This window comes from Streptomyces sp. AK08-02, from assembly GCF_033795085.1.
Classification (GTDB): Bacteria; Actinomycetota; Actinomycetes; order Streptomycetales; family Streptomycetaceae; genus Streptomyces; species Streptomyces echiniscabiei.
In genome coordinates, this window is record NZ_JARAZV010000015.1 from 168,063 (window position 1) to 191,787 (window position 23,725).

At 71.9% G+C, this 23,725-nt stretch carries 23 protein-coding genes; 9 read left to right on the forward strand and 14 right to left on the reverse strand.

The genetic code is table 11. The annotated features are described in order from the left end of the window. Positions 1 to 23 precede the first annotated feature (23 nt). The 3 genes from PV734_RS30315 to PV734_RS30325 all read right to left on the reverse strand — a co-directional run bounded on the left by PV734_RS30315 (position 24) and on the right by PV734_RS30325 (position 2,246). Positions 24 to 860, reverse strand: coding sequence for a hypothetical protein (locus PV734_RS30315; RefSeq protein WP_319292978.1), 837 nt, complete (start codon positions 858 to 860; stop codon positions 24 to 26). 296 nt (positions 861 to 1,156) lie between these two features. Further along, entirely contained in the window at positions 1,157 to 1,423 is a 267-nt protein-coding gene (locus PV734_RS30320) for a DUF397 domain-containing protein (RefSeq protein ID WP_319097216.1), read from the reverse strand. Next, positions 1,404 to 2,246 (reverse strand): helix-turn-helix transcriptional regulator, encoded by an 843-nt coding sequence (locus tag PV734_RS30325; RefSeq protein ID WP_319097217.1) that lies wholly within the window; start codon positions 2,244 to 2,246, stop codon positions 1,404 to 1,406. Before PV734_RS30325 ends, PV734_RS30320 begins: the two co-directional genes overlap by 20 nt. Positions 2,247 to 2,360: 114 nt before the next feature. Between PV734_RS30325 and PV734_RS30330 the strand changes: the two genes are divergently transcribed. Together PV734_RS30330 and PV734_RS30335 are read left to right on the forward strand one after the other, a co-directional pair. Next, a complete protein-coding gene (locus PV734_RS30330) occupies positions 2,361 to 2,597 on the forward strand; it encodes a hypothetical protein (RefSeq protein ID WP_319097218.1) in 237 nt (78 codons plus the stop codon). Next, positions 2,590 to 2,793: a hypothetical protein gene (locus tag PV734_RS30335; RefSeq protein ID WP_319097251.1), complete on the forward strand. Its 204-nt coding sequence runs from the start codon at positions 2,590 to 2,592 to the stop codon at positions 2,791 to 2,793. The genes PV734_RS30330 and PV734_RS30335 overlap by 8 nt, the downstream gene beginning before the upstream one ends. Before the next feature lie 65 nt (positions 2,794 to 2,858). Here PV734_RS30335 and PV734_RS30340 read toward each other — a convergent pair whose 3' ends face one another. The 5 genes from PV734_RS30340 to PV734_RS30360 all read right to left on the reverse strand — a co-directional run bounded on the left by PV734_RS30340 (position 2,859) and on the right by PV734_RS30360 (position 6,671). Then, on the reverse strand, positions 2,859 to 3,149 hold the full coding sequence (locus tag PV734_RS30340; RefSeq protein ID WP_319292839.1) for a DUF6355 family natural product biosynthesis protein: 291 nt from the start codon (positions 3,147 to 3,149) through the stop codon (positions 2,859 to 2,861). A 179-nt stretch (positions 3,150 to 3,328) separates the two neighbouring features. Next, positions 3,329 to 3,919, reverse strand: coding sequence for a hypothetical protein (locus PV734_RS30345; RefSeq protein WP_319097248.1), 591 nt, complete (start codon positions 3,917 to 3,919; stop codon positions 3,329 to 3,331). Positions 3,920 to 4,052: 133 nt separating this feature from the next. Next, entirely contained in the window at positions 4,053 to 4,586 is a 534-nt protein-coding gene (locus PV734_RS30350) for a GNAT family N-acetyltransferase (RefSeq protein WP_319097221.1), read from the reverse strand. Positions 4,587 to 4,646: 60 nt separating this feature from the next. Continuing rightward, on the reverse strand, positions 4,647 to 5,594 hold the full coding sequence (gene murQ, locus PV734_RS30355; protein ID WP_319292841.1) for an N-acetylmuramic acid 6-phosphate etherase: 948 nt from the start codon (positions 5,592 to 5,594) through the stop codon (positions 4,647 to 4,649). 108 nt (positions 5,595 to 5,702) lie between these two features. Continuing rightward, complete coding sequence (locus PV734_RS30360) at positions 5,703 to 6,671, reverse strand: MurR/RpiR family transcriptional regulator (RefSeq protein WP_319097223.1); 969 nt, start codon at positions 6,669 to 6,671, stop codon at positions 5,703 to 5,705. A 56-nt stretch (positions 6,672 to 6,727) separates the two neighbouring features. Between PV734_RS30360 and PV734_RS30365 the strand changes: the two genes are divergently transcribed. Beyond that, positions 6,728 to 7,132 carry a hypothetical protein gene (locus PV734_RS30365; protein WP_319292842.1) on the forward strand — a complete coding sequence of 135 codons (405 nt, stop codon included), beginning with the start codon at positions 6,728 to 6,730 and terminating at the stop codon, positions 7,130 to 7,132. Further along, positions 7,129 to 7,479: a DUF4031 domain-containing protein gene (locus PV734_RS30370; protein ID WP_319097225.1), complete on the forward strand. Its 351-nt coding sequence runs from the start codon at positions 7,129 to 7,131 to the stop codon at positions 7,477 to 7,479. Before PV734_RS30365 ends, PV734_RS30370 begins: the two co-directional genes overlap by 4 nt. On the opposite strand, the gene PV734_RS30375 is transcribed toward PV734_RS30370, so the two are convergent. Both PV734_RS30375 and PV734_RS30380 read right to left on the reverse strand, forming a co-directional pair. After that, positions 7,461 to 8,555, reverse strand: a complete 1,095-nt coding sequence (locus tag PV734_RS30375) for a GNAT family N-acetyltransferase (RefSeq protein WP_415924289.1) — start codon at positions 8,553 to 8,555, stop codon at positions 7,461 to 7,463. The two genes, PV734_RS30370 and PV734_RS30375, sit on opposite strands and share 19 nt — an antisense overlap. 40 nt (positions 8,556 to 8,595) lie before the next feature. Next, positions 8,596 to 9,351, reverse strand: coding sequence for a hypothetical protein (locus PV734_RS30380; RefSeq protein ID WP_319292844.1), 756 nt, complete (start codon positions 9,349 to 9,351; stop codon positions 8,596 to 8,598). Between the two features lie 47 nt (positions 9,352 to 9,398). Here PV734_RS30380 and PV734_RS30385 point away from each other — a divergent pair, with 47 nt between their 5' ends. Then, positions 9,399 to 10,088, forward strand: coding sequence for a maleylpyruvate isomerase family mycothiol-dependent enzyme (locus tag PV734_RS30385; RefSeq protein WP_319292846.1), 690 nt, complete (start codon positions 9,399 to 9,401; stop codon positions 10,086 to 10,088). A gap of 101 nt (positions 10,089 to 10,189) precedes the next feature. Continuing rightward, complete coding sequence (locus PV734_RS30390; protein ID WP_319292848.1) at positions 10,190 to 10,882, forward strand: copper homeostasis protein CutC; 693 nt, start codon at positions 10,190 to 10,192, stop codon at positions 10,880 to 10,882. 376 nt (positions 10,883 to 11,258) lie between these two features. On the opposite strand, the gene PV734_RS30395 is transcribed toward PV734_RS30390, so the two are convergent. Further along, on the reverse strand, positions 11,259 to 13,340 hold the full coding sequence (locus tag PV734_RS30395) for a HelD family protein (RefSeq protein WP_319292850.1): 2,082 nt from the start codon (positions 13,338 to 13,340) through the stop codon (positions 11,259 to 11,261). A gap of 326 nt (positions 13,341 to 13,666) precedes the next feature. Here PV734_RS30395 and PV734_RS30400 point away from each other — a divergent pair, with 326 nt between their 5' ends. Beyond that, positions 13,667 to 13,861, forward strand: coding sequence for a hypothetical protein (locus tag PV734_RS30400; protein ID WP_319097231.1), 195 nt, complete (start codon positions 13,667 to 13,669; stop codon positions 13,859 to 13,861). Between the two features lie 196 nt (positions 13,862 to 14,057). Then, positions 14,058 to 16,511, forward strand: coding sequence for a cutinase family protein (locus PV734_RS30405; RefSeq protein WP_319097232.1), 2,454 nt, complete (start codon positions 14,058 to 14,060; stop codon positions 16,509 to 16,511). 116 nt (positions 16,512 to 16,627) lie between these two features. Here PV734_RS30405 and PV734_RS30410 read toward each other — a convergent pair whose 3' ends face one another. The 3 genes from PV734_RS30410 to PV734_RS30420 form a co-directional block, all read right to left on the reverse strand. Beyond that, positions 16,628 to 17,755 carry a helix-turn-helix domain-containing protein gene (locus tag PV734_RS30410; RefSeq protein WP_319292853.1) on the reverse strand — a complete coding sequence of 376 codons (1,128 nt, stop codon included), beginning with the start codon at positions 17,753 to 17,755 and terminating at the stop codon, positions 16,628 to 16,630. 167 nt (positions 17,756 to 17,922) lie between these two features. Continuing rightward, a complete protein-coding gene (locus PV734_RS30415) occupies positions 17,923 to 19,566 on the reverse strand; it encodes a DNA repair helicase XPB (protein WP_322111485.1) in 1,644 nt (547 codons plus the stop codon). Positions 19,567 to 19,663: 97 nt separating this feature from the next. Further along, positions 19,664 to 22,237, reverse strand: a complete 2,574-nt coding sequence (locus PV734_RS30420; protein ID WP_319292855.1) for a helicase-associated domain-containing protein — start codon at positions 22,235 to 22,237, stop codon at positions 19,664 to 19,666. Positions 22,238 to 22,408: 171 nt separating this feature from the next. Here PV734_RS30420 and PV734_RS30425 point away from each other — a divergent pair, with 171 nt between their 5' ends. After that, positions 22,409 to 23,467: a hypothetical protein gene (locus tag PV734_RS30425; RefSeq protein WP_319292857.1), complete on the forward strand. Its 1,059-nt coding sequence runs from the start codon at positions 22,409 to 22,411 to the stop codon at positions 23,465 to 23,467. Positions 23,468 to 23,725 lie beyond the last annotated feature (258 nt).

Sequence of the window (23,725 nt, forward strand, 5' to 3'; positions counted from 1 at the left end):
GTGTCGGCGCGCTGTCGGAGCGCTCATACGCGTGGCCTTTCCCGGCGTCGGTCGATCAGCGCCGCGCGGATCTCGGCTGCGCGAGCCTGGATCGTCCGGCTGGACGGGGGCGCACTGGAGTGGGTGGGGGCGCGCTCGCCCCGGCAATCCCCGCACACGCCCCCCGCCAGCGCCTCCGCCCGCCCCGGCACCCCGCACTTCGCGCACTCCAGCATCCGCAGCGGCGGCCGTACGGCGGCGGGCTCGGGTGGCATCTTGCTGGTCAGGCGCCTGCGGATCAGGGCGGCCGGGTGGTGGACCGGCGTCGGCAGACCGGCGGTCAGGGCATGCCGTACGGACTCCTCGTCAGCCCCTCGCTCGAACCACTCCCCGACCAGCGGCGCCAGCTCCGCACAGTCTGCCTGGGAGAGGGACAGCGCGGGCACGGTACGGCCCAGGGCGGCGAGCAGGACGAACGCCCGGGAGCGGGTCGGACGGTGGCGGTCCGGTTCCTCCGGGGACTCCGCCTCGTGTTCCGCCGGTACGTCGCCCCGCGTGAACGACGCCCACCAGCCGTCGCCCCGTGCCGTGCGGGTGAACCACGTCCGGGTGATCCAGAGTTGGCTGCCGGAGCCGGTCACGTGTTCGCGGCCCCGGCGCAGGTGGCCCGCCTGGTGAAGGTTGTTGAGGGCCGTGCGGAGCGCGCACTGGCCGTACGGGAGGTGCTTGGCCAGCGTCTTCACGGAGATGTCGGCTCCGCCGGGCAGCCGGTCGATGTACGCGGCCACCGCTGCCTCGCGGGGCGGGAGATGCGCGAAGTCGTGGTTCGTGCGGGGGCGTTGATCGGGGGCGTCGCGTTTGCCGTAACCGGGATTGGCCATCGGGTGGGGCGGGGACGCGTGCACGGGCGGGACGGCAGCACTAAAGTTGGCCTCAGCCACGGGATCTCCTCAGTGGATCTCTACGGTTAAACCCCTGTCAGGTGTCTCACCACCTGATGGGGGTTGCTTTTTTTGCTTCTGGGCACGCTAGCTGCTCGTGACTCTGCGTGGCAAGCCGAACGCGTCAAGTCAACACACGGGGAGGGAGGGCGGGTTGAGGCCCGCCTCCCCATCCTCAGAAAGAGGGCTCGGAGCTGGCCGCTTGAGCTTCGGGACGCTTGGCGGGGCCAGTTGACCTACGGGCGCTTGAGGTCGTCGACGAACATCTCCCACGCCTCGGCCCGGAACGCGAGCTTCGGGCCGAGGGGATTCTTGGAGTCGCGGACGGGGACGAGGGCGGGGTGGCCGTCCGCCACCTCCAGGCAGTCGGCGCCGTCGCCGCCGCTGTGTGTCGACTTTCGCCAGCGGGCGACTTCCAGGCAGTTGCCGCCGTCGCCACCGCTGTAGCTGGACTTGTACCAGGTGGCAGCGCTCAGGTCGTACTCACGGGTGCTCTTCTCCATGCTCGTAATCCTGCGCCACCGACTCCAGCAGGGCCAGCGAATCCTGAGGCGAAAGTGCCGCCGCCTGGAGGAGGTTGAACATCAGGGTGTGGCGAGCGACTGTCGCCGGGTCGTCCAGCAGTTTGCCCATGTCGTGGCCCTCGACGAAGGAGAGCGGCGGCGCTCCCTCGAACTCCATGAGTTTCAGGGAGCCGTGCATGGCCGCGTGCGCACCCGCGCCGAAAGGCAGCACCTGCACGATGATCCGGTGCTGGCGTGCCAGCTCCGCCACGTGACGCAGCGCCTCCGCCATCACCGTGCCTCCGCCGACCGTCCGCCGGAGGGCGGCCTCGTCGAGGATTGCCCACAACAGAGGGTTTGTTGGATCGTCGAGGAGGTGGGCGCGTTCAAGGCGGGCAGCTACGAGGGTGTCGATTTCGACGTCCATTGCAGTCGGCTTATAGGCCCGAAAAACGGCTTCCGCGTACGCCTTCGTCTGCAACAAGCCCGGGATGAGGAGCTGTGAGTACTCCCTGATCGCCGTAGCGATCGCCTCCGCCTCCGCTGCCTCCGCGAAGTGGTCGGGGTACTTGGACTTGGCCAGCGCCCGGCAGTTGCGCTCGAAAAAGCCGTCCGTTTCGAGGATCTGGTCTATCGGGATGGCGTATTCGAGGTGCAGGCGTCGCGTCCCGACCTCCAACTGGCCGATGAACGAACCGCTGACGAAGAGCGGTGCGCCCAGTTCGGTCTGGCTGAGTCCCTTCCTCTCGCGCGCGTGACGCAGTTCGGCGCCGATCATCGCCCGGGGTGAGGAAGACGGGTCCAGATCCTTCGGTCCTGCCATGGCAACTCCCTGTCGGACACCCGGGGTTGTTGGGTCGCCCCCTCTGGCCAGGCTAGACGCGTGGTCGCCACTCTGTGTGGAGAACGCGAATACTCAGAGTGGAGAGGTGTGGGCATGGTGGAGCTGATGTCGAACGGGCGACTGCTGACGACGGACGAGGTGGTGGCGCGGTTGAGGGCCGCGTTGAAAGAGGTCGGGGTCGCCCTGCCCTCCCTCGGCGTCGACCCCGTGAGCGGTGCGAGTGACGAACCCTTCGCCCTGGTCGTCCTCGGGCGCTGCAACGTCCGTACGGCGACGCGGCTGGCCGCCGTGCTGGAGGGCCTGGCCGTGGGGGACGACGAGGGTGCGTGAGGTGGCGTACGCCCTCGATGTGCGCGACGGGCGGATCGGCGAGGTCATGGGGCGCGAGGGCGGATACGTGCAGCTGCGGCCCGTGGGCGGCGGGCGGGAGTGGGACTGTCCGCCGGACGCGCTGGGGGACGTACCGCCGGGGGAGGTGCTGCGGGAGCGGGTGCGGCGGGTCAACCGGGAGGGGCGGCTGCCTTGAGGCGGGCGGGGTGATCCGGCCCGGACGAGGTCGGGCCGGATCAGGGCGCGGCAGCTGTCGTCAGGTCAGCAGGTGCGGCCGACGTACCACGCGTCGTCGATCCTGCTGGTGCTGCCGAGCCAGGTGACGCCCGGGAGCACGCACTTCTCGTAGTTCGGGCCCCACACCTCGACCTCGATCACGATGTGCGAGCCGTCGCTCGTGCAGTGGTTGTAGTACGCGTCGCTGCTTGTCGCGTAGTACCCGCAGGGGTTGGCTGCGGCCGTGGCCGCCGGGGTCGCGACGGCGAGCACCAGGGCGCTGGTCAGGGGGCCGACGACGGCCAGGGCGGAGGACAGGAAGCGGCGGACGTTCAAGGAAGATCTCCCCGTGAAGGAACGGCAACGAATGAGTCGGACACCGGCAGCATCGACGATCACCGGCCGTCCGATCCGTCGCCTTGCCCCGGACGAGGGACCTCGTTCACCCGGTCGTGTGGATCAAGGTTTGCGGCGACCGGGGCTTCTCTTGAGGGGTGTTGGGGCGCCGGGGGCGGTTACAGGTTGCCCATCGGTTCGATGTCCACCTTCACCGGTGTGCCCCAGATGCGCAGGACCTCGTAGTCGGTGAACTCGTGGACCAGGCGGTAGGCGATTCCTGGGTGGGGGGCGCGGCGCTCGGCGGAGAGGTAGTGCTCGGCTTCTGTGCGGTCGCGGCGCGGGGTGCCGCAGAGTTGCCAGTTCTGGCCGGTCCAGACCTCGGGGATCCAGCGCTGCTGGGGCTGGGGGCGGTCCGCGCGGATGCCGTAGCGGGACATCGTGCGCTCGGGGGGTGCCGATTCCGGGTCGGTGTGGCGGGCCGGCGGGTAGGTGCCGTTCTGCTGGGAGCGGCGGGCGCTGCGGCGGCGCGTCTCGCAGAGCAGGCAGAGGTCGTTCGCGCTCTCGTCCACCGGGCCGTTGGGGTGCTCGGCGCAGCGGGTGGTGGGCGCCGAGCCGGTCACCGTGTCGTCCAGGATCGCCAGGGCCCGCTTCAGGTCGGCCTTGATCTCGTGCAGCTTCGTGTCGGGGGTGTCGCCGGTGAGTGCGTCCCCGTGCTCGCCGAGGACGCGCAGGGCTCGCCCGAGGGCGGTCAGCTGGGCGTGGTTCACGGTGGTCGTCCCTTCGGCGTGCATGTGGATGTGCGTTTGGTGCGATGTGCTGAGCGCTCAGCGGTCTCCACCGTCGCACACGCCACTGACAACACGGGCCGGAGTACGCGTATGCCTGGGGTTGCGGCTGTGGCTATGCCTCGAACTCCGTCAGGTCGATCGCGTGGACGAGCAGCTGGTGGCCGTACACGGGGTGGGTCGTGTCCCGCTCCTCCGTCAGGCCCAGCTTGCGGATGATGTTCTCGGAGGCGTCGTCGCCCCCTCGGCTGATGCTGATCACGCGGTCGAGGCCGCGGTCCTGGAGGGCGAACTCCAGGGTGGCGTGGGCGGCCTCGGAGGCGTACCCCTGGCCCCAGAACTGGGAGCCGAGCAGCCAGCTGATCGCCACGTCGTGCGCGACCTCCGGCAGGAACTCGGGCACGGACAGGCCGACAGCGCCGATCAGTTCGCCCGAGGCGAGCAGTTCGACGGCGAAGAGGCCGAAGCCCTCCTCGTCCCACTCCTCCTCCCACCGCTCGATGGCCTCCGCCGCGTACTCCAGGTCGCGCACCGAACCGTCGTCGACCCAGCGCATGACCTGGGAGTCCGCGAGGATCTCCGACAGGGGCACGAGGTCGTCGTCGGTCCAGCGGCGGAGGAGGAGGCGGGGGGTGTGGATCTCGGTCATGGCGCCCATCCTGCCCGACCCACGAACGGGTGAGTGAATCAGCGGCCCGTCATCGACCCGTCATCGAAGGGCCGCCGCCAGTGCTGCCCGCAGGTGGCCGTCGTTCTCCGTGAGGAGGCGGGCGGCCGTCGGGCCGTCGACCGAGCCGAGGAGGACGAGGATCGCGTTCTTCGTCTCCCCGTCCGTCGCCGCGAGCGCGGCCTCGGTCTCCTCGTCGCCCGCCCCCGTCGCCAGGGCCACGATCCGGCGGGACCGGGCCCGGAGCTTCTCGTTCGACGCCCGTACGTCGACCATCAGGTTCCCGTACGTCTTGCCGAGCCGGATCATCGTGATCGTCGACAGCATGTTGAGGACCAGCTTCTGGGCCGTGCCCGCCTTCAGGCGCGTCGAGCCGGTCAGCAGCTCGGGCCCGACGACGACCTCGATGCCGTGCTCGGCCGCCGCCGCGAGCGCACTGCGCTCGTTGCAGGACAGGCCGATCGTCAACGCGCCCAGCGCGCGGGCGTGTTCGACGGCACCGACCGCGTACGGCGTACGGCCGGACGCCGAGACGCCGACCACCGTGTCCAGGGCGGTGACGCCGAGCGCGTCGAGGTCACCGGCCGCCAGCTCCTTGGAGTCCTCGGCGCCCTCGACGGAGACGAACATGGCCTCGGGGCCGCCCGCGATCACGCCCATGACCTGGGCGGGGTCGGTGTTGAAGGTGGGCGGGCACTCGGACGCGTCCAGCACGCCGAGGCGGCCGGGCGTACCCGCGCCCGCGTAGATCAGCCGGCCCCCGCGTGCCATCCGGGCCGCCAGGGCGTCGATCGCGGCGGCGATCTCCGGGAGCCGTGCGGCGACGGCGGCCGGGACGGTCGTGTCCTCGGCGTTCATCAGCCTGGCGATGTCGAGGGTGGGAAGCTGGTCGATCTCGGCCAGCTCCGGGCGGAACGCCTCGGTCGTCAGCGACTCCAACTCCTCTTTCAGAGCGCGGTGGTTGGAGGAGGCGTCAGCGGTTGAGGTCATGGCGTGCTGCTCTTTCCGATCTCCCGGGACGGCAGTTGCGGCAGTTACGGCAGTTGTGGTGGTGACGACTGGTAACGCCGTTACGGCTGTTCCGGTGGGGCTTGCGTCCTAGCGGCGCGATGTCGCGCCGCCGCGCGGGGTGTGGCGGTGGGCCAGGGCCTCGTAGGAGGCGGACAGGGCCGGGGCGGCCGTCTCGTACGTCTGCTGTGCCACGCCTATGAACAGGCAGTCCACGACCAGGAGTTGGCTGGTGCGGGACGACATGGCAGCAGGGCGCAGCTCGCTCTCGCGGGCCGTGGATGTGGTGAGTACGTGGTCGGCGTACTGCGCGACGGGCCCGTCCGGCCGCCCGGTGATCGCGACCGTCGTGGCCCCGCGCTCGAAGGCGACGCGCAGCGGCTCGATGACGTCACCAGTCGACCCGGAGTGCGTGATCGCGACGGCGACGTCCCTCGCGCGCAGCTGCACGGCGTTGGTGACGGCGAGGTGCGGGTCGCTGTGGGCGTGCGCCACCAGTCCTATGCGCAGCAGCTTCTGGGTGAGGTCCTGGGCGACCAGTCCGGAGGCGCCGACGCCGTAGATGTCGATGCGGCGGGCGGCGGCCAGCGCGCCGACGGCGGCGGACAGCTGGGCCATGTCCAGCCCGGCGGCCGTGTCGGCGAGGGTCTGCTGCTCGTCGTACGCCAGTTTCGCCACGACGTCCGCGATCGGGTCGTCCACCGCGATGTCGGCGGTCACGGCGGGGGAGCGGCCCGACTGCTGATGGGCGGCGAGGCCGGCGAGCGCGAGGCGCAGGTCGCGGTAGCCGGGGTAGCCGAGCAGACGGGCGGTACGGACGACCGTCGCCTCGCTGGTACCGGTGAGTTCGGCGAGGCCGGTGACCGTGAGGGCCGCGCAGCCGGCCGGATCCGCGGCGACCGCCTCGGCGACGCGCTGCATGGAGCGGGTCATCGAGGGCGCCAGCGTCCGCACCTTGGCGGCGAGGGCGGCGGGCGCGGGCGGGGTGACACCCGGGAGGCCGCCGGGCGTGCCCGAAGTGCCCACTGTTCCGAAAGTTTCCTTCACGTCTCGGCTCACGTCATGAAAGATATTTTCCATTCGGATGTCAGGTCAAGAGTGCGCACAATGGGTGCATGACCCCCAACGGCGACCCCAGTAACCCCGTCACCCCACTGGAGCAGGCGTTGCACGCGGCACGCGCCCTGGTGCTCGCCGACCTGGCCGCCCGCGAGGTCGCCGAGGCGGACGTCGTCTCGATGGTCGAGGAGTCGGTCGTACAGCGACGCTGGTGGGTCGAGCAGTGGCCGGACGGTGCGGGCTTCGTGGCGGGGCTGGTGGCGCAGGACGTCCAGGACGCGCTGCTGGAGACCTACGGCCGCTGGCCGCTGTGCCCGGTCTGCGGCGCCGGTGATCCGCACGCCCTGGAGGTCGAGCCCGAGTTGGGCCCCGACCCGCAGTGGGTGTGCCACAAGGCGGGGGTGCGGGTCTCGGCGGTCGGCGGCCTGGCGTCGGCCTCGGGTGGACCGGCGTCGTCGTGACCCTCTACATAGACCCGCCGACCTGGCCCGGCCACGGCCGCCTGTGGTCGCATCTGGTGAGCGACGTCTCGTACGACGAACTGCAGGCGTTCGCCGACCTGTTGGGGGTGCCCCGCCGGGCCTTCGAGCGCGACCACTATGACATCCCATCGCACCGGTACGGAGAAGTGGTGGCCGCCGGGGCGGTGGAGGTCAGCAGCCGCGAGGTGGTACGGCTGCTGCACGGGTCGGGACTGCGCAGACGGAAGGAAGCGCGCGGGCCGGGCGTCGCGGGCGGGGCGGGCGCGGGCGCGGTGCGCGGGGTGGGCGACGTGGACCGACCTGGCCGTCAGCCGCGCAACTCGTAGGCCTGCAGCCCCTCTTCGTCGAGTTCCGCACTCACCGGCACGAAGCCGACGCGAGCGATCACTCCCTGGGACGGGACGTTCCCCGGCTCGATGGTCGCGAACAGGGACCGTACGTCGTCCCGGGCCAGCGCCCACTCCGCCAGCGTGCGCAGCGCCTCGGTGGCGTAGCCGTTGCCACGGGCGGCTTCCGCGAGGTCGTAGCCGACCTCGGCCCTGCCCTCCTCGTCGGGGGCGCCGTGGAAACCCATGCCGCCGACCGCGCGGTCGTCCTCGCGCCGTACGAGGACGAACAGGCCGAACTCCGGGCGGTGCACGCCCGCTTCGTACGCCTTCGTCGTCATCCCGGCGGCCTCCCGGGTGCCCTCGAAGGGGCCGCCCTCGACCCAGTCGAAGCCGCCGGTGCCGCCCGCGCTCAGATCGGCGGCGGCGGCCGGGGTGACACCCTCCAGGCGGAGCCGTTCGGTGTCGAGGACCAGGTTGTTGGTCCAGCGCCACTCGGTGAGCTGGGCGCGGCCGGGCAGGTTGGCGCGGCCGGTCGCCCACAGCAGGGTCTGCCAGTGGTCCGGGCCGGGCCGGACGTTCGGGAAGATCCGGGTGAGGACGAACTCCGCGAGATGCGCGGGCGGTTCGTACGGCAGCCCCAGTCCCTCGGCCATGTCGTCGGCGTGCAGCAGCACTTCGGCGATACCCATCGCGGCGAAGCCCTCGCGGTTCGCGCTGCGGAAGGGGAACGGGTGGAAGCCGCGCGCGTCGCGGGGCGCGGTCCGGACGGCGGCGGTGAGCAGGGCGCCGGTCGTCGTGAGAACGTCGAGGATGCCCGCGTTGTCGGCGGGGTCCAGACCGTCCTCGCGGCCGTCGATGCCGATCTGGAAGGGGACGTACGCGTTCTGCGCCCGGCCCGCCAGCTGCCCCGCGTACGCGATGAGGTCACTGGCGACGTGCTCGGCCGTCTGCCGGCAACTCCACTCCAGTCGCCCCGCGTTGACCTCCGCCCAGTCCCGGTCCAACGCTTGCCGCAACAGCGCCACCGCGCTCGCGACAGCCTCGTCCACTTCGTTCCCGCCCATGCTCAGCATGCGGCGAGGATAGGGGGTGGGGTGCGGTTACGGACACGCATTAAATCGGGCCCGAGCCCTCTTCGAGCCGCCGCAGCTCCGCCGCGATGTTGGCGCGTGCCGGCTCCTCCCAGTGCTCCGTCCCGTACGGCGTCCGGAACAGCTGTGGCAGGTCGAGGAGTTGGCGCAGTACCGCTGCCCGGCCCGCCCTGAAGGCGTCGTCGGGGACGAAGGCGTACTCCTCGCGGACGGCTGCCGTGTAGGCGGCGTACGTGTCCGGGGCGGCGGCCAGGATCGCTAGGTCGGCGTCGCACAGGACCTGGCCGTTCCGGTCGTCGGGCGCGGGGTCGTGGGTGAGCGTGAGGCGGACCAGACGGGCCACCTCCGCGGTGCCCGCCGGGGAGACGCCGGCTTCGGTGAGCGCGCGTTCGGCGAGACGGGCGGAGCGCTCCTCGTTCTCGGAGCGGTCGGGGGCGTACACGGCGTCGTGGAACCAGGCGGCGAGACGCACGAGGGGCAGGTCGAGGGTGGGGTCGGGGGTGATGTCGGGGGCGGGGGCGGGCGGCCCGGCCTGCTCGAGTTCCCGTTCCAGGACGTCGATGTGGTCCAGGACCGCCGTGAGGTGGGTGACGGTGTGGTAGCGGCGCCGGGGTTCCTGGTAGCGGGCGAGGAGGTTGTCGGCGTAGGCGGTGGGGTCGGGGGCGTTCCCGTTGCCGGGGGTGGTGCGGGCCGCTTCCAGGGACTGGGTCCAGCGGGCGCGGAGGGCGGCGAGGGCGGCGAGGGCATCGGGGGTGGCTGGGGTGGCTTGATGGGGCATACGGGAATTCTGTCGTCCGGGGCGGGACGGCACCTAGCGTGGGAGGCATGACGTCTTCCGCTGATGCAAGTGACGTACGTGACCCCGAGCTGCCCGGGCGGCTCCTCACCGTCGAGCGCGACACGCTGATACCGCTGCTGCGGGCCCGACCCGAGGCGGACTTCGGGATCCTGACCGCCGGGTGCCCCGAGTGGACTGTGCGGGAGGTGCTCGCGCACTGTTCGGCCGCGCTGTCGAGGGTGGTCGAGGGGCGATTCGAGAAGGGGGTGTTCTCGCCGGAGGCGAACGACCGGGACATCGCCGAGCGGGGTGACTGGACGAATGCCCGGATCCTGGACGAGCTGGAGAAGGGGATGAGCGGGGCCGGGGGCGTGATCGCCGGGGGCGGCGGGGCGCTGGACGGGCTCGCGCTGGGGGAGTGGGTGCATGCCGGTGACGTACGGGAGGCGCTCGGCGAACCGGGGGCCTATGCGGGGCCCGGACTGCCGTACGCCCTGGCCCTGCTCTCGCGGCTGAGCCGGGAGCACGGGCTGGTGCCGCTCCATGCGGACGTCGACGAACTGGACGAGCCGTTGCGGCTGGGGGACGTGTCGGGGGCGCGGACGCCGGGGCGGTTCATCGGGAGCGGTGCGGCACTGGTGCGGTTGTACGCGGGGCGGTCAGTGGCGGGGGCGAGCGTGGGGGCCTTCGAGCTGGCGGGGGTCGAGGAGGGGGAGCTGAACATGTTCGGCGGGTGAGTGCCGGGGGTGTGGGGCGCGGGCGTATTCTGGATTGGACTAGACCTGTAGATGGGACTGGACCTGTAGCCGGCGGTGTCGGCGTCGATGAATGGGGACCCATGAGTGAGCGCGCGATCCTGGAGGTGATCGCCCTCGGTGTCGAGGACGCCGTCGCCGCCCGGGACGGAGGGGCGGACCGGCTGGAGCTGGTCACCGACATGGCGGCGGACGGGCTCTCGCCGGCAGTGGAGACCTTCGCCGGGATCCGGGCCGCCGTCGACATCCCGCTGCGGGTGATGCTGCGGCTGGCGGACGGGTTCGGCGCCGGTGACATCGAGCGGCTGGTGCGGGTCGCCGGGGAGTTGCGGGGGGCGGGTGCGGAGGAGTTCGTGCTCGGGTTCCTGGGGGCGGACGGTGCTGTCGATCTCGGCGCGGTCGAGCGGGTCGTGGACGAGCTCGGTGGCTGCCGGTGGACCTTTCATCGTGCGATCGATCATGCCGTCGACCGGGACGCGTTGCGCAAGCAGCTTGATGGGCTTCCGGGTCTGGACACCTACCTCACCGCGGGGTCTGCGGGTGGTGTCGACGCCGGGCTGCCCACGCTGGTCGCGGAGGCGGGGCGGCGTGGGGAGCCCGGGTACGAGCAGCGGCTGCTTGTGGGGGGCGGGTTGCGGCTGGAGCATGTGCCGAGGCTGCGTGCGGTGGGGGTGGACGCGTTTCATATCGGGGGTGCGGCTCGGCCGGAGGGGTGGGGGAAGGGGGTGTCGGTCGCTGCGGTCGCTGAGTGGCGGGGGGTGTTGGACGCGGGGTGATGGCCGGGTTTTCTCGCCCCCGCCGCCCCTACCCGTCCCATCCTGTTCCTGGGGGCTGTGCCCCCAGACCCCCCATCGGCCCTGAACGGGCCTTGTCCTCAAGCGCCGGACGGGCTGGGAATGCGGGCCGGGGCTGGAGGGGTGTGGCCTGGGCTGTAGGCGCGGTGGGGGTGGGTGGGTAAGGAGCCGGTCCGTGACGGGCCTTGTCCTCAGGTGCCGGACGGGCTGGGAATGCGGGCCGGGGCTGGAGGGGTGTGGCCTGGGCTGTAGGCGCGGTGGGGGTGGGTGGGTGGGTAAGAAGCCGGTCCGTGACGGGCCTTGTCCTCAGGTGCCGGACGGGCTGGGAATGCGGGCCGGGGCTGGAGGTGTGGTCCCCTCAGTCCAGTTCGCTCGGCAGCGGCGCCCCGTGTGTCACGATCAGGCCCGAGACCGCTCGGGTCAGGGCCACGTACAGGCGTCGTAGGCCCGTCCGTTCGTCCGGCTCGGCGTCCACCACTGCCTGGGGTTCGTCCAGGACCACGTAGTCGTACTCCAGGCCCTTCGCCAACGAGGCCGGGACCAGGGTCAGGCGGGTTTCGTACGTCGTCTCCTCACCGGGGGACAAGTACTCGATGCCCGCCGCCGTCAGGGCCTCCGTGAGGGTGGGGATGCGGGTGTCCGCCGCGATCAGGCCCGTCGAGCCCTCGTTGCGCAGCAACTCCTCGCAGGCGGCGACCACTTCATCCACCCCGCCTCCGCTGATCGGACGCACGTCGAAGAATCCCGGGTTCTCGCGGACCGACGCCACCGGTGTCAGGCCCGGCGCGATGTGCGGGAGGAGGCGGGAGGCGTAGGTGATGACGTCCGTCGGGACTCGGAAGCCCGCCGTCAGTTCCTCCACCACCGCGTCCGCCTTGCCCAGGTGGCCCAGCGCCTCCGCCCAACTCCTCGTCGCCCAGGGCGTGGTGCCCTGCGCGAGGTCGCCCAGGACGGTCGCCGAGCCGGTCGTGCAGCGTCGGCCCACCGCCCGGTACTGCATCGGCGAGAGATCCTGCGCCTCGTCCAGGACGACATGGCCGAGCGAGTGCGTGCGCTGGACCAGGTCGGTCGTCTCGTCGATCAACACGGCGTCCGCCGCCGACCACTTGGCCGACTTCACCGACCGTACGGGCTTGGCCCAGAGGATCTCCTTCTGCTCGTCCTCGTCGAGGACTCCAGCCGCGTGCACGGCGAGGAAGTCGGCGTCGGTGAGGAGGCGCAGGACGAGTTTGGCCGGGTCGACGGGCGGCCAGATCGCCTTGACCGCCGCCTTCACCGCCGCGTTGCGGGCGACGGAGTCCTGCACACGGTCGTCCGGGGCCTCACCGGACCGTTCCATCTGCACCAGCACCGTGTGCGCGATGCGCTGCGGCAGGGCCTCGCGGGCGGCGCCGTAGCGGATGTCCCGGTCCAGCAACTCCCGGACCATCGACTCCAGTTCGTACGCCGGGACGCGCCAGCGCCGGGACCCGCGCACGACCATGACCGGCTCGGTGGGCAGGGTGACATGGGAGTACACGGCGTTCCTCAGCACCGTCGCCATCCTCGCGTCGCCCTTGATGACCGCCGCCGCCGAGTCGTCCGTGCCGTGCACCTCGACATGGGCCACCAGGTCGTCGACGGTGGCCTGCTTGACCTCCAGCTCGCCCAGGGCGGGCAGCACTTGCTCGATGTAGTGGAGGAAGGACCTGTTCGGCCCGATAACGAGGGTGCCGGTCCGGGCCAGCCGGTCGCGGTGGGCGTAGAGGAGATACGCGACCCGGTGCAGACCGACAGCCGTCTTCCCGGTGCCGGGACCCCCCTGCACGCACACCGAGCCGCCCAGCCCGCTGCGTACGATCTCGTCCTGCTCGGGCTGGATGGTGGCCACGATGTCGCGCATCGGGCCCACGCGCGGGCGCTCGATCTCCTGCTGGAGCAGCTTGCTGGTGGCGGCCGCCTCCGACGGGTCCGCGGGGTCGGAGAGGTGCTCGTCCTCGTACGCTGTGAGGTCCCCGCCGGTGTACCCGAAGCGGCGGCGCAGGCCGACATCCATCGGGTCCGTCTTCGACGCCCGGTAGAACGGCTGGGACACCGGCGCGCGCCAGTCGATGACCATGGGGTCGCCACCGGCGTCGTGGACGTGCCGGCGCCCGATGTAGAACTGCTCCCCCTCCGCGCCCTCGGCCTGCTCGGCGCCGGGAGCGTGCAGGTAGTCGAGGCGGCCGAAGAACAGCGGGGTGTGACTGAGGTCGGCGAGAGCCTTGATCCGCTCCTCGATCTGGTGGGAGAGGACCGCCGCGTTGACCCAGTTCGCGGTGACGTCCCTGATGTCGAGGGACTCCGCGTCCTCACGCATGGCGCGGAGGGCTCCCCTGGAGGCGGCCAGGTGGGCGCGTTCGCGGCCGAGGGGGTCGTCGGCCGCGGGGGTCGGAACGGGGACGGGGACGGGGCTGGACAAGGGGGTGCCTCCGGCTGCCTGCGCGTACCCGCGGGGTACGCGCTGCTGGGTGGGACGTCGAGAGCCGACCGGTTTCCGTCCGGGCGGCGGCGCTCCACGACGGGAGGCGGGCAAGAGCGGAGATCCTAGGGGACGGGAGCAGGCGGAGGCCAATCAATTTCGGCGTACGCCGGGGAGTAGGCGGCCGGTACGGCAGCCGGCGTCCCCTAGGGGACGGACTCCACCTTCCTGTGGGGGAGACGTCCACCCGGAGGCGTACGGAGGGACGACGGAGGTTGGACCCGCAGGCCGATGGCACTGGCGGCCCCGGGAGCAACCATGGATACATGAGTGCAGCAGCCTTCACCCCCGCGTCCGCAGCCCCCGTGGCTTCCGTCCGCTCCGGCGCCACCCCCGTGCGGGGCGGCCACCGGCACCCCGTCGGCGACGCCCTGCGCGCCGTCAGGGTGTTCGCGGGCGCCGCCCTGAGCGTCGTACTCCTCGGCGAGTACGGAGAGGAAGCGGGCGTACGCCGCAGGTGAACGACCAGGTCAGGTGTCGCCGACCGCCGTGTGTCCCACCACCGCGCCGGTCTTCTCGTTGTTGATGGATTGTCCGGGGATTCTCTGTCCCCTGAGGTGAAGTGCCCAGTGGCAGGTTGCATGGCCTGCGGTGGCCGTCGCCGCCGCGCCCGAAGTCGGGACTGCGACTCCTGTCCTGAAAGGATCTTCCCTCACCATGTCTGTCAGACGGGTCATGCGGCTGCTCACAGTCGCGCTGGCCCTCACCCTGCTGCCGCTCGTCGCGGCCCCCTCCGCCCAGGCGGCCAGTTTCAGTCCCGTGGACGCCCAGCCCTGGGACCAGGGCCTGCCCCTCTTCTGCTCGGACAACCTGGTCATCGGGGCCCGCGGCTCGGGTGAGAACTCACCGGAGAATCCGCCGCTGCCCGGCCTCGAACACATGGGCGACCGGGTGGGTGCCTACCTACGGGAGGCCCAGATCGCCGGCCTCAGCGGATCCTCGACCGAGTACTACCCGCTGCCCTACGAGGCCGCGGACGTCAGCGTCGACAACATGCTGTGGAGCTCGACCTGGGTCAACTCGCGCAACACCGGGACCGCGCAGATGGTCCAGGTGGTTCGCAAGTGGGCGAGCATGTGCCCCACCTCGCGGATCGGTCTCGTCGGCTATTCGCAGGGTGCCAACGTGGTGCACGACGCGATCGACAACCTCACGGCCGACGAGCGAAGCCACATCGGCGCCGTTCTGATGCTGGCGGACCCACACAGTGCCGCGGGCCGGACCTCCTACGCGCTGCACGTGGACTACCGCACCGGCGAGGCCGGCAAGAGCACCGAGGGCGGCCTTCTCGAACCGCGGGTCCTGCCGTCCGACATCGCCGGGCGCAGCATCGACTTCTGCGTCGTCGGGGACATGGTCTGCGACCCGAGGCAGAGCGAGAACGACACGCTGGCCGCGCAGATCCACACCAGCTACCAGTCCTGCTGCGGCAACATCGACTACCGCCGCAGCCTCGGCAGCTGGTTCGCCCGCCAGATGAAGGGGATCAGCGGCCCGCCTCCCACTCCCACCTGGAACCCCGGCCGCGACTGCGGTATGACGGTGGTCGCGCCCAACGACGCGGCGGCCCGGGCCGTCGACTGGGCGTGCCGCGAGGTCAGTATCGGCACCTGGTACAGCTGGGGCGGCGGACACGGCCCGACGCCGGGAGCCTCGTACGGATACGTGGACACCAGTGATCCCGAACGCAGCAAGAACGATCCGAGCCGAAAAGGCTTCGACTGCTCGGGCTTCGTCCGCTACGCCTGGGCGAAGTCCGTCGGGTACGACGTCATGGGGCAGCGCACCGCCGCCCAGGAGTTCCAGCTGCCGGCCACGAACCGCTTCTCCGCGGCCCAGGGCACCGCGCCGTTGCAACCCGGCGACCTGGTCTTCTTCGGCTCACCCATCCACCACGTGGCCATGTACCTGGGCGACGGGAAGATCGTCGAGGCGCGCGAGTCGGACACCCACATCATGGTGTCGCAGTTCTCGAGCCACAACGGCTACACAGGGGCCATCCGCCTCGCCGCCTCCGGCGGGGCAGGCGGGGGCGGCGACCACAGCACCTGGGGCGACCATGTGAACGTGCGTGCCTCCGCCGGGCAGTCCGCCCCCGTCGTGCTCACCCTCGACGGCCCCACGGCCATCAAGGTCAAGTGCCAGCAGCACGGCGAGACCGTGACCGCCGAGGGCTACACCAACGACGCCTGGTCGTACCTGCCCGACTACGGCGGCTGGGTCAGCAACATCTACGTGCAGGGCGCGGCATGGCTCGACGGGGTCCCCGCCTGCGACGGCTCGGGGGGAGACGGAGGGTCCGGACGGTTCCAGACCTGGGCAACCGGAGTGAACGTACGCCCGCTGCCGTCCCGCACGGGAACGCCCGTAGCCACCTTCTCGGCACCGATGTCGGTGGCGATCCAGTGCCAGAAGCGGGCCGAGTCCGTCACCGCCGAGGGCTACACCAACGACGTCTGGTCGTACCTGCCCGACTACGGCGGCTGGATCAGCAACATCTACGTCCAGGGGGCCGAGTGGCTCGTGGGCGTGCCCGCGTGCGACGGGAACACGGGCGCGGGCAGCGGCGGGTTCTCCACCTGGGGCACGGACGTCAACACCCGTCAACGGCCCACTGTCTCGGCCCCGTTGGGCCCGGTCTTCGCCACCCCCACCAGGGTGACGGTCTCCTGCCAGCAGCACGCCGAGTCCGTGACCGCCGCGGGCGTCACCAACGACGCCTGGTCCTACCTGCCCGACCAGAAGGCATGGATCAGCAACATCTTCCTCCAGGGCCCCGCCTGGCTCGACGGTGTTCCGCCGTGCGGTCCCAGCAGCGCACCGGTCGGCGATCCCGGCTTCAGCACGTGGGGTACGGGTGTGCAGGTGCACGCGGACTCCTCGACGTCCACCGCGACGGTGCACACCTTCACCGGGCCGACCAACGTGCGCATCCGCTGCCAGGAACGCGGTGAGTCGGTGACGGCCGAGGGAATCACGAACAGCGCGTGGTCCTACCTGCCGGACTTCGGCGGCTGGGTCAACAACATCTACCTCCAGGGGCCGGCCTGGCTCGACGGCGTACCGTCGTGCGGGACCAGCCGTCCCGGCAACCCGCCCAACGTCCTGTGAGGCGATGAGTCGTCGGGCGGGGCGCGCACGCACCATGCGGAGCCGGACACGCCTCGCCCGTCCGGCTCCGCAATCCCCACGCCGTGCGACGAACTCGCCACGCGCGGGACTGAATCTCAACGCGCGGGACTGGACCTCAGGGCCGAGCCTGAACGGGCGCAGGGCGCCGGATACGAACTCTGCTCGACCTCGTAGGGCAGACATGCGCCGGGCGTGGGCGCGTAGTCCAGCAGACGGGCGCGCACCCGGCGGGTGTACGGCAGCAGGCGGTCCGGTACGCCGTCCGCCCGCTGCACGACGAACGTGGCCGTGCGGTAGGCGGCGGCCAGGTTCATCACCGGGTCACCGGCGACCCCCTCCAGCTGTGGGGCCAGCGCGCACAGCATGCGTCCCAGGGCCAGGATCGAGTCCTCGGGGTCGAACGGCGGAACCGGGACCCGGTCCTGGCGCTCCGGGGGCAGGTAGTACCGCAGGACCCGCGGTGTCCACCGCGCGATGCCGTACTCCTGAGCGGCGGGATCGGCCAGACCGGGGTCGAAGCCGCTCTCGGCGGCGAGGATGGCGGCGACCAGGGCGGGCGTGATCTGCGGCACGGGGCACATGGTGCCGGCGCGGATGATGGCGGGCCGGAACCGGTCCGGTATCGCGGCACGGGGATTCAGCCACCTCGCCGCGTCGGCCGGTGTCGCCGAGGCCGTCGCGAAGGAGTCGTGTGTCGCGTTCGCCTGCGAAGCACAACAGCCGAACAGCACCAGGGCCAGGATGCCGACACGCCACCACGACGCACCCCCTCCGCGCCGCCCCTTCCGCCGCACGGCTTCCTGACCGACGAACCCGGCGCTCGCCGCGACCGGCGCCGGGCGGACCTCGGCCTGAGTGCCCTCGCCTTCGTCCTCGTGGCCGTCGTCCTCGTGCTGGATCTCGCTCTCGACCTCGGCCGTGTTCGCATCCGTGTGCGTGCTGGTGCAGATGCTGGTGTCCAGGTGGATCCGCGTACGGATGCGGCGGGACTCCCACTCCGTCACATCGCCCCCGCAGGCCCGTACGTACGCCTCGAGTACGGCGGCGCTGGGCAGCCGCTTGCCCGAAGCGCAGGCGGCGAGTGTGGAGGAGGCGAAGTGCGTGTGCCCGGCCAACTGCTGGTAGGACGGCGATCCCGCCTGCCGCCGCAACAGACGCAGGTCGTGGGCGAACCGCTCCAGGACCCCTCTCGTCGGATCGATGCTGCTCTCGCGTCGTCCCACGTCTCCCCCAAGCCAGCGTGCGTGTTCTCCGTCACCAGGTCACGGCGACGCCAGCTGATTGTGCATGTACAGGGCAAAGCCCGCCACTGCTGCCGCTCTCACCGCCGACGTCCGGGACCACCGCCCACGTCCGGGACCACCGGCGACCGCCGATGGCCCCGTCGGCCTCAGCTCCCGGCGAGCAGCTCGTCCGCGTCCATGATCCGGTACGCGTACCCCTGTTCCGCCAGGAACCGCTGGCGGTGCGCGGCGAAGTCCTGGTCGATGGTGTCCCGGGCGACCACCGAGTAGAAGTGGGCCTTGTGACCGTCGGCCTTCGGCCGCAGTACGCGACCCAGCCGCTGAGCCTCCTCCTGCCGTGACCCGAACGTGCCCGACACCTGGATGGCGACGGTCGCCTCCGGCAGGTCGATCGAGAAGTTCGCGACCTTGGACACGACCAGCACGCTGATCTCGCCCTCCCGGAACGCGTCGAAGAGCTTCTCGCGCTGCGAGTTCGGCGTCTCACCCTTGATGACGGGCGCGTTCAGATGCTCGCCCAGTTCGTCGAGCTGGTCGATGTACTGGCCGATGACGAGGATCTGCTGCCCAGCGAAGCGCCGCACGATCGCCTCCGTGACCTTCCGCTTGGTCGCGGTGGTCGCACAGAAGCGGTACTTCTCCTCGGTCTCGGCGGTGGCGTACGCGAGCCGCTCCGACTCGGTCAGATTGACCCGTACCTCGACGCAGTCGGCGGGCGCGATGTAGCCCTGCGCCTCGATCTCCTTCCACGGCGCGTCGAACCGCTTCGGGCCGATCAGCGAGAAGACGTCCGACTCCCGCCCGTCCTCCCGGACGAGGGTCGCGGTCAGACCCAGCCGCCGCCTGGCCTGCAGATCGGCGGTGAACTTGAAGACGGGCGCGGGGAGGAGGTGCACCTCGTCGTAGATGATCAGGCCCCAGTCGCGGGAGTCGAACAGCTCCAGGTGCGGATAGACGCCCTTACGGCGAGTTGTCAGCACCTGGTACGTGGCGATCGTGACCGGCCGGATCTCCTTGCGCGTACCGCTGTACTCGCCGATCTCCTCCTCGGTCAGCGACGTCCGCTTCACCAGCTCGTGCTTCCACTGCCGGGCCGAGACGGTGTTGGTGACGAGGATGAGGGTGGTGGCCTTCGCCTCGGCCATCGACCCGGCCCCGACCAGCGTCTTTCCCGCCCCACAGGGGAGTACGACCACTCCGCTCCCGCCGTGCCAGAAGTTCTCCACGGCCTGCTGCTGGTACGGGCGCAGCGCCCACCCGTCCTCGGCCAGCTCGATCGCGTGCGCCTCACCGTCGACGTACCCGGCGAGGTCCTCGGCCGGCCAGCCCAGCTTCAGCAGCACCTGCTTGATCTGCCCGCGCTCGGAGGGGTGCACGGCCACGGTGTCCGGGTCGAGCCGGGCGCCGACGAGCGGGGTGATCCGCTTGGAGCGCAGGATCTCCTCCAGCACGGGACGGTCGGTGCTGGTGAGGACCAGCCCGTGCGTCGGGTGCTTGGAGAGGGTCAGCCTGCCGTAGCGGTCCATCGTCTCGGCGATGTCGACGAGCAGCGCGTGCGGCACGGGGTAGCGGCTGTACTGCACCAGCGCGTCGACGACCTGCTCGGCGTCGTGCCCGGCGGCCCGCGCGTTCCACAGGCCCAGCGGGGTCACCCGGTAGGTGTGGATGTGCTCCGGCGCCCGTTCCAGCTCGGCGAACGGCGCGATGGCCCGACGGCAGTCGCCCGCCTGCTCGTGATCGACCTCAAGGAGCAGGGTTTTGTCCGACTGGACGATGAGTGGACCATTCACGTACGTACACATCCCTTCCGCACGGCCTACGGCCAAACCTCCAGTGTGCCCTACCGGCCTGGGGTCACGGCGGGGCGCACATCACAGTCCGCGGTGCCTACGGCTGGTCGTCCGCCAGTTCCGCCACGCCGGTGACCCGGTGCAGGGGGTAGGTCCGTACCTCGTCCGCCGTGTGGTCGTACCCCGTGACGAAGCCGCCCTCGACGCGGACGGGGGCGATGAGGCGCTGGGTGGCGGCGCCCTCGGCGTTGACGTAGCCGATCCAGAGGGCCTCGCCGGTCATCACGGCGGCCTGCATCGTGGCCAGGGTCTCGGCGGGGCTGGTGCGCGGGAGGTCGCCGTTCGCGGCCGGGGTCTCCGTGGGCCTGCGGGGGGCCGTCGCGGCCAGGTCGCCGGCCCTGATCGCGCGGATCGCCGCCGAGAGAAGGGTGGTGTCGGGGGTCGGCGGGCCGTCCGGTACCGGGTCGGGGGCGGTGCGGGGCGGGGTGCGGTGGGCGTGGGCGCGGGTGATCAGGACGTCGCCCTCGGCGGACTCGGCGGCCGGCGCGAAGCCCATCGCGCGCAGCCCGTCGAGGAGGGCCGCCGGGTCGGCCTGCGCGGCCAGCACCGTGGGCGCCAGGCGCCGCAGACGCAGGCTCTCGGACCGCTTGTCGGCGAGGATCTCGCTGAGCACCGCGTCGTCGTCGCAGCGCACGTACGCCGAGGCGGCGCCGATCCGCAGATGGCCGTGTCTGCGCGCCACGTCGTCGATGAGGTAGGCCAGCGGCTGCGGAACCGGCGTACGGGAGTGGGCGGTCAGGAAGTCGTGCAGGTCGGAGGCGGAGCGGCCCGCGTCCAGGGCACGGCGTACGGAACCCGGGGTGAAGCGGTAGACCGTCGCGCCGCCCTTCGACTCGATGTCCGCGAGTACGCCGAGCACATCGGCCAGGGGGCGCTTGAGCGGGCCCGGAGCCACCGCCGTCAGGTCCGCCTGGAGGAGGACGTGGTCGAGCGGCTCGGGCAGCAGCGGGGTCAGCAGCCGGGCCGCGGCGGCGGACGCGGTCGCCTGTTCGGCGGGTGAGAGGGGTTCGAGGGTGTGGGTGTTGGAGGGGGAGAAGTGGGTGTGGGGGTGGTGGTCGTGGTGGTGGACCGGGAGTTTGTCGCCCGGGCCCGTCGGTTCGGCCGGCTTCGCCGGTGCGGCGGGGGCGCCGAGCAGGGCCCGGCCCTGGGACGACAGGGCACCCCGGCCCGTGACGCCCAGCGACTCGGCCTCGGCCAGTGTCCAGCGGGCGAGTCTGGTGCGCAGGTCCTCGTCGCCGCCCCGGTCCTGCTGCGGGCCACGTGTCGGACGCTCCCAGTGCAGCCGGGCCAGCACGGACTCGACGGTCGGGGACGTGCCCTCCGGGAGGGCGGCCAGCAGGGCCAGCACCCGGTGCCGTACCTCCGGCGCGGCCGACCGGTCCAGGCCCGGGCCGAGGGCGGACAGCGTACGGTCCTTCGCGTCCCGGCCGCCGATCACTCCCGGTGTCCGGGTCGCCGTCAGCCACGCCTCCGCGAGCCGCGCCCAGCGCCGGGCGGCGGGCCACTGGAGCCACTCGTCGTAGACGGGGGTCGCCGCGTACCGCTCGTCGGCCTCGCCGTCGGACGCCAACAGGCCTGCCGCATAGGCGAGTTCGACCCAGAAGGCGGCCACAGGCTCGGAGACGTCCAGGGCGACGGCGGTCCGCTTGAGGTCGCGGACGCTCAGCCCGCCGGCCCGCAGCACCGCCGGGCCGCCCTCGTCCCAGTCCTTCAGCAGCTCCTCGACGGTCGCGAGCGTCGTGTACGCCTGCCCGGCCGCCGCGCTGTCCACAACCTGTGGACGATGGACGGCAGCCGGCTCGACCCCGGGCGGCAACGGCTCGGTCGTCCGGTGTGCCAGGCCGCCGCGCAGATGCAGGGCCACCTCGCGCGGCAGTACGACCGTGCCGGGCGCCGTAGGCAGGAGCAGACCCCGGTCCAGCAGCCAGCGCAGGTGCGCGGCAGGCTCGGCCGTGACCTGCCCGTACGGCGGCCCCCAGACGAGACGCCGCAGCACGTCGACGGAGTCCGGGGACGCGGTGTCCAGCAGCGCGGCCATCCGCCCGCGGTCGGTGAACAGGGCGGTCAGCGAGGCCACCGCGCTCACCGCGTCGTGCGTCGACGTGAGCCCCGCCGCCGCCACGATCTCCTGGACCCGGCCCGGTGACATCCCCGCCGTCGCCTCCGCGACCGTCGGCCCGAGCCCTGTCGGGGACGGATGCTGCGGCGAGGGCGCCAGCAGCTCACGGGCGGTACGCACGAGGCGCAGCCGGTCCGGGCCGCCCCACACCAGCGCCTGCTCGCGCAGCACGGCGAGGGCACGCGGCACGGCGGCGACGACGCCGGGGTCGGCGGCGTCGCCCGCGAGCAGGGCCAGCAGATCGTCGTACGACGCCGGGTCCGGGGCCACGGCCAGCGCCTGCGCCGTCTGGAGCGTGAACCGGTCGAGGCGCTCCAGGGCACGCACGACCGAAGCGCGGGTGCCGGCGCGGGTGGCCAGCTGGGTGAGGTCGGTGGGGACGGGGGTGATGAGGTCCGGACGGCTGCGCAGCAGCGCGGCCAGGGACGCGTCGTCCCGCGCGCGAAGCGCCTCCGCGAGGGAACGCGGCGCCGGTGTCTCCTCGGTGCTCATCCCGCCCACGGTAGCGGGTGGGTGCGGCGAGGTGTCTTTCGTCGGTGCGGGGAGTCGGTGTGGGCGTCGCTGGGGGCTGCGCCCCCAGGCCCCCGCTCCGGCCCTGAAGGGGCCTTGTCCTCAAGCGCCGGACGGGCTGGGTGGGCGGCGATGCCGGTAACGTCTGACTTCGTGGGTATCGAGAGTGATCAGGTCGTCTACGAGTATCTGAGCAGGGTCGGAGACCTGGCCCAGCAGCGGCAGTTGCCGTCCGGCGAACGGATGCGGCTCGTCTCGGGGTTGCGCGAGGAGATCGACCGCCGCCGCGCCAAGGCCCCGGTCGACAGCCCGGCCGCCGTACGCCGCATCCTCGACCGCATCGGCACCCCGGACGAGGTGGTGGCCGACGCGGGCACCGGTTCTCCGGGTGCTGCCGGTTCTGCCGGTGCTCCTGAGGCGCCGCGTGCCTCCGTGCCCGTACAGCGTGACCGTGACCGTGAGAAGCCGCGGGGCAAGGACAAGGGCAAGGGGCTCGGGCGTCTCGTACCGCGCCCGCGCCCGGCGGAGACCGACCGGGGAGCGGGCGTCGCGGACGCGTTCGCTCCCTTTCCCGCCGACGGCGACCCCGCCCCGCCCCATCTCGCGGGCACGGACGAACTCGGGGACGCGGACTGGTGGTTGGCGGGCCCCAGGGGGCCGTTCACGGACTCGGACAGCCTCCCGGCCGGGTTCGTCGGCGGTGTGGAGATCCCCGCCCTGCTCAAGCCGCCGCCCAGGCCGCAGAAGCCGAAACCGGCGGACGAGACCGGCGAGGCCGTCGAGGCGGAGGTGCCCGACTCCGCGGAGGCGGTCGAGGACGGGAGCGCGGAGGCACCCCGCCGGCGCCGACGGGTACGTCTGCCCCTCCCCTCCGGCGGCTGGAGCAACCCGCTGCTGCTGCTCGCCGCCGGCCTGCTGGTCGCCGGAGCGGTCCTCGGCAACATCTACGCCCTCCTCGTCGGCTGGGCCATCGCCTACGTCTCGCGCCGGCTCTCCCAGGCCGAGACGAAATGGGCGGTCGTGTACCTGCCCGGAGCGGCGGTCGCGGCAGGCGCCGGGTGGCTGTGGGGCCGTACGCGGGGCCGCTGGGGCGACCCCATCGCCGAGGGCCACATGAACGAGGCCCTCTCCCAGACCTGGCCGTGGGTGCTGAAGGGCGCAGCGATCGTCTCCGCCCTGTTCCTGGTCTGGCGCTCCCAGCGCCCACGCTGAGCACCGTCGTCGGCGCCGCCGCCGCCCGTGACCGAGCCTGTTCCTGAGCCCGCGCCGGCGACCCGCGTCTGAGCCCGTTCCCGTGACCGTGACCCGCGCCTGAGCCCGTGGCCGAGCCCGAGCCCGTTCCTGAGCCCGCGCCTGAGCCCGAGCCCGAGCCCGAGCCCGAGCCTGAGCCCGAGCCCGAGCCCGAGCCCGTTCCCGAGCCCGTGACCGAGCCTGAGCCCGTGACCGTTCCTGAGCCTGAGCCTGAGCCCG

Bases quoted from the DNA above. Each gene is read 5' to 3' on its own strand.
- PV734_RS30320 (WP_319097216.1), bottom strand. From the start codon at position 1,423: ATGGAGAAGAGCACCCGTGAGTACGACCTGAGCGCTGCCACCTGGTAC.
- PV734_RS30390 (WP_319292848.1), top strand. From the start codon at position 10,190: ATGAGTGAGCGCGCGATCCTGGAGGTGATCGCCCTCGGTGTCGAGGAC.
- PV734_RS30325 (WP_319097217.1), bottom strand. From the start codon at position 2,246: ATGGCAGGACCGAAGGATCTGGACCCGTCTTCCTCACCCCGGGCGATG.
- PV734_RS30375 (WP_415924289.1), bottom strand. From the start codon at position 8,555: ATGCTGAGCATGGGCGGGAACGAAGTGGACGAGGCTGTCGCGAGCGCG.
- PV734_RS30350 (WP_319097221.1), bottom strand. From the start codon at position 4,586: ATGACCGAGATCCACACCCCCCGCCTCCTCCTCCGCCGCTGGACCGAC.
- PV734_RS30330 (WP_319097218.1), top strand. From the start codon at position 2,361: ATGGTGGAGCTGATGTCGAACGGGCGACTGCTGACGACGGACGAGGTG.
- PV734_RS30315 (WP_319292978.1), bottom strand. From the start codon at position 860: ATGGCCAATCCCGGTTACGGCAAACGCGACGCCCCCGATCAACGCCCC.
- PV734_RS30380 (WP_319292844.1), bottom strand. From the start codon at position 9,351: ATGCCCCATCAAGCCACCCCAGCCACCCCCGATGCCCTCGCCGCCCTC.
- PV734_RS30365 (WP_319292842.1), top strand. From the start codon at position 6,728: ATGACCCCCAACGGCGACCCCAGTAACCCCGTCACCCCACTGGAGCAG.
- PV734_RS30400 (WP_319097231.1), top strand. From the start codon at position 13,667: ATGAGTGCAGCAGCCTTCACCCCCGCGTCCGCAGCCCCCGTGGCTTCC.
- PV734_RS30385 (WP_319292846.1), top strand. From the start codon at position 9,399: ATGACGTCTTCCGCTGATGCAAGTGACGTACGTGACCCCGAGCTGCCC.
- murQ (WP_319292841.1), bottom strand. From the start codon at position 5,594: ATGACCTCAACCGCTGACGCCTCCTCCAACCACCGCGCTCTGAAAGAG.
- PV734_RS30420 (WP_319292855.1), bottom strand. From the start codon at position 22,237: ATGAGCACCGAGGAGACACCGGCGCCGCGTTCCCTCGCGGAGGCGCTT.
- PV734_RS30405 (WP_319097232.1), top strand. From the start codon at position 14,058: ATGTCTGTCAGACGGGTCATGCGGCTGCTCACAGTCGCGCTGGCCCTC.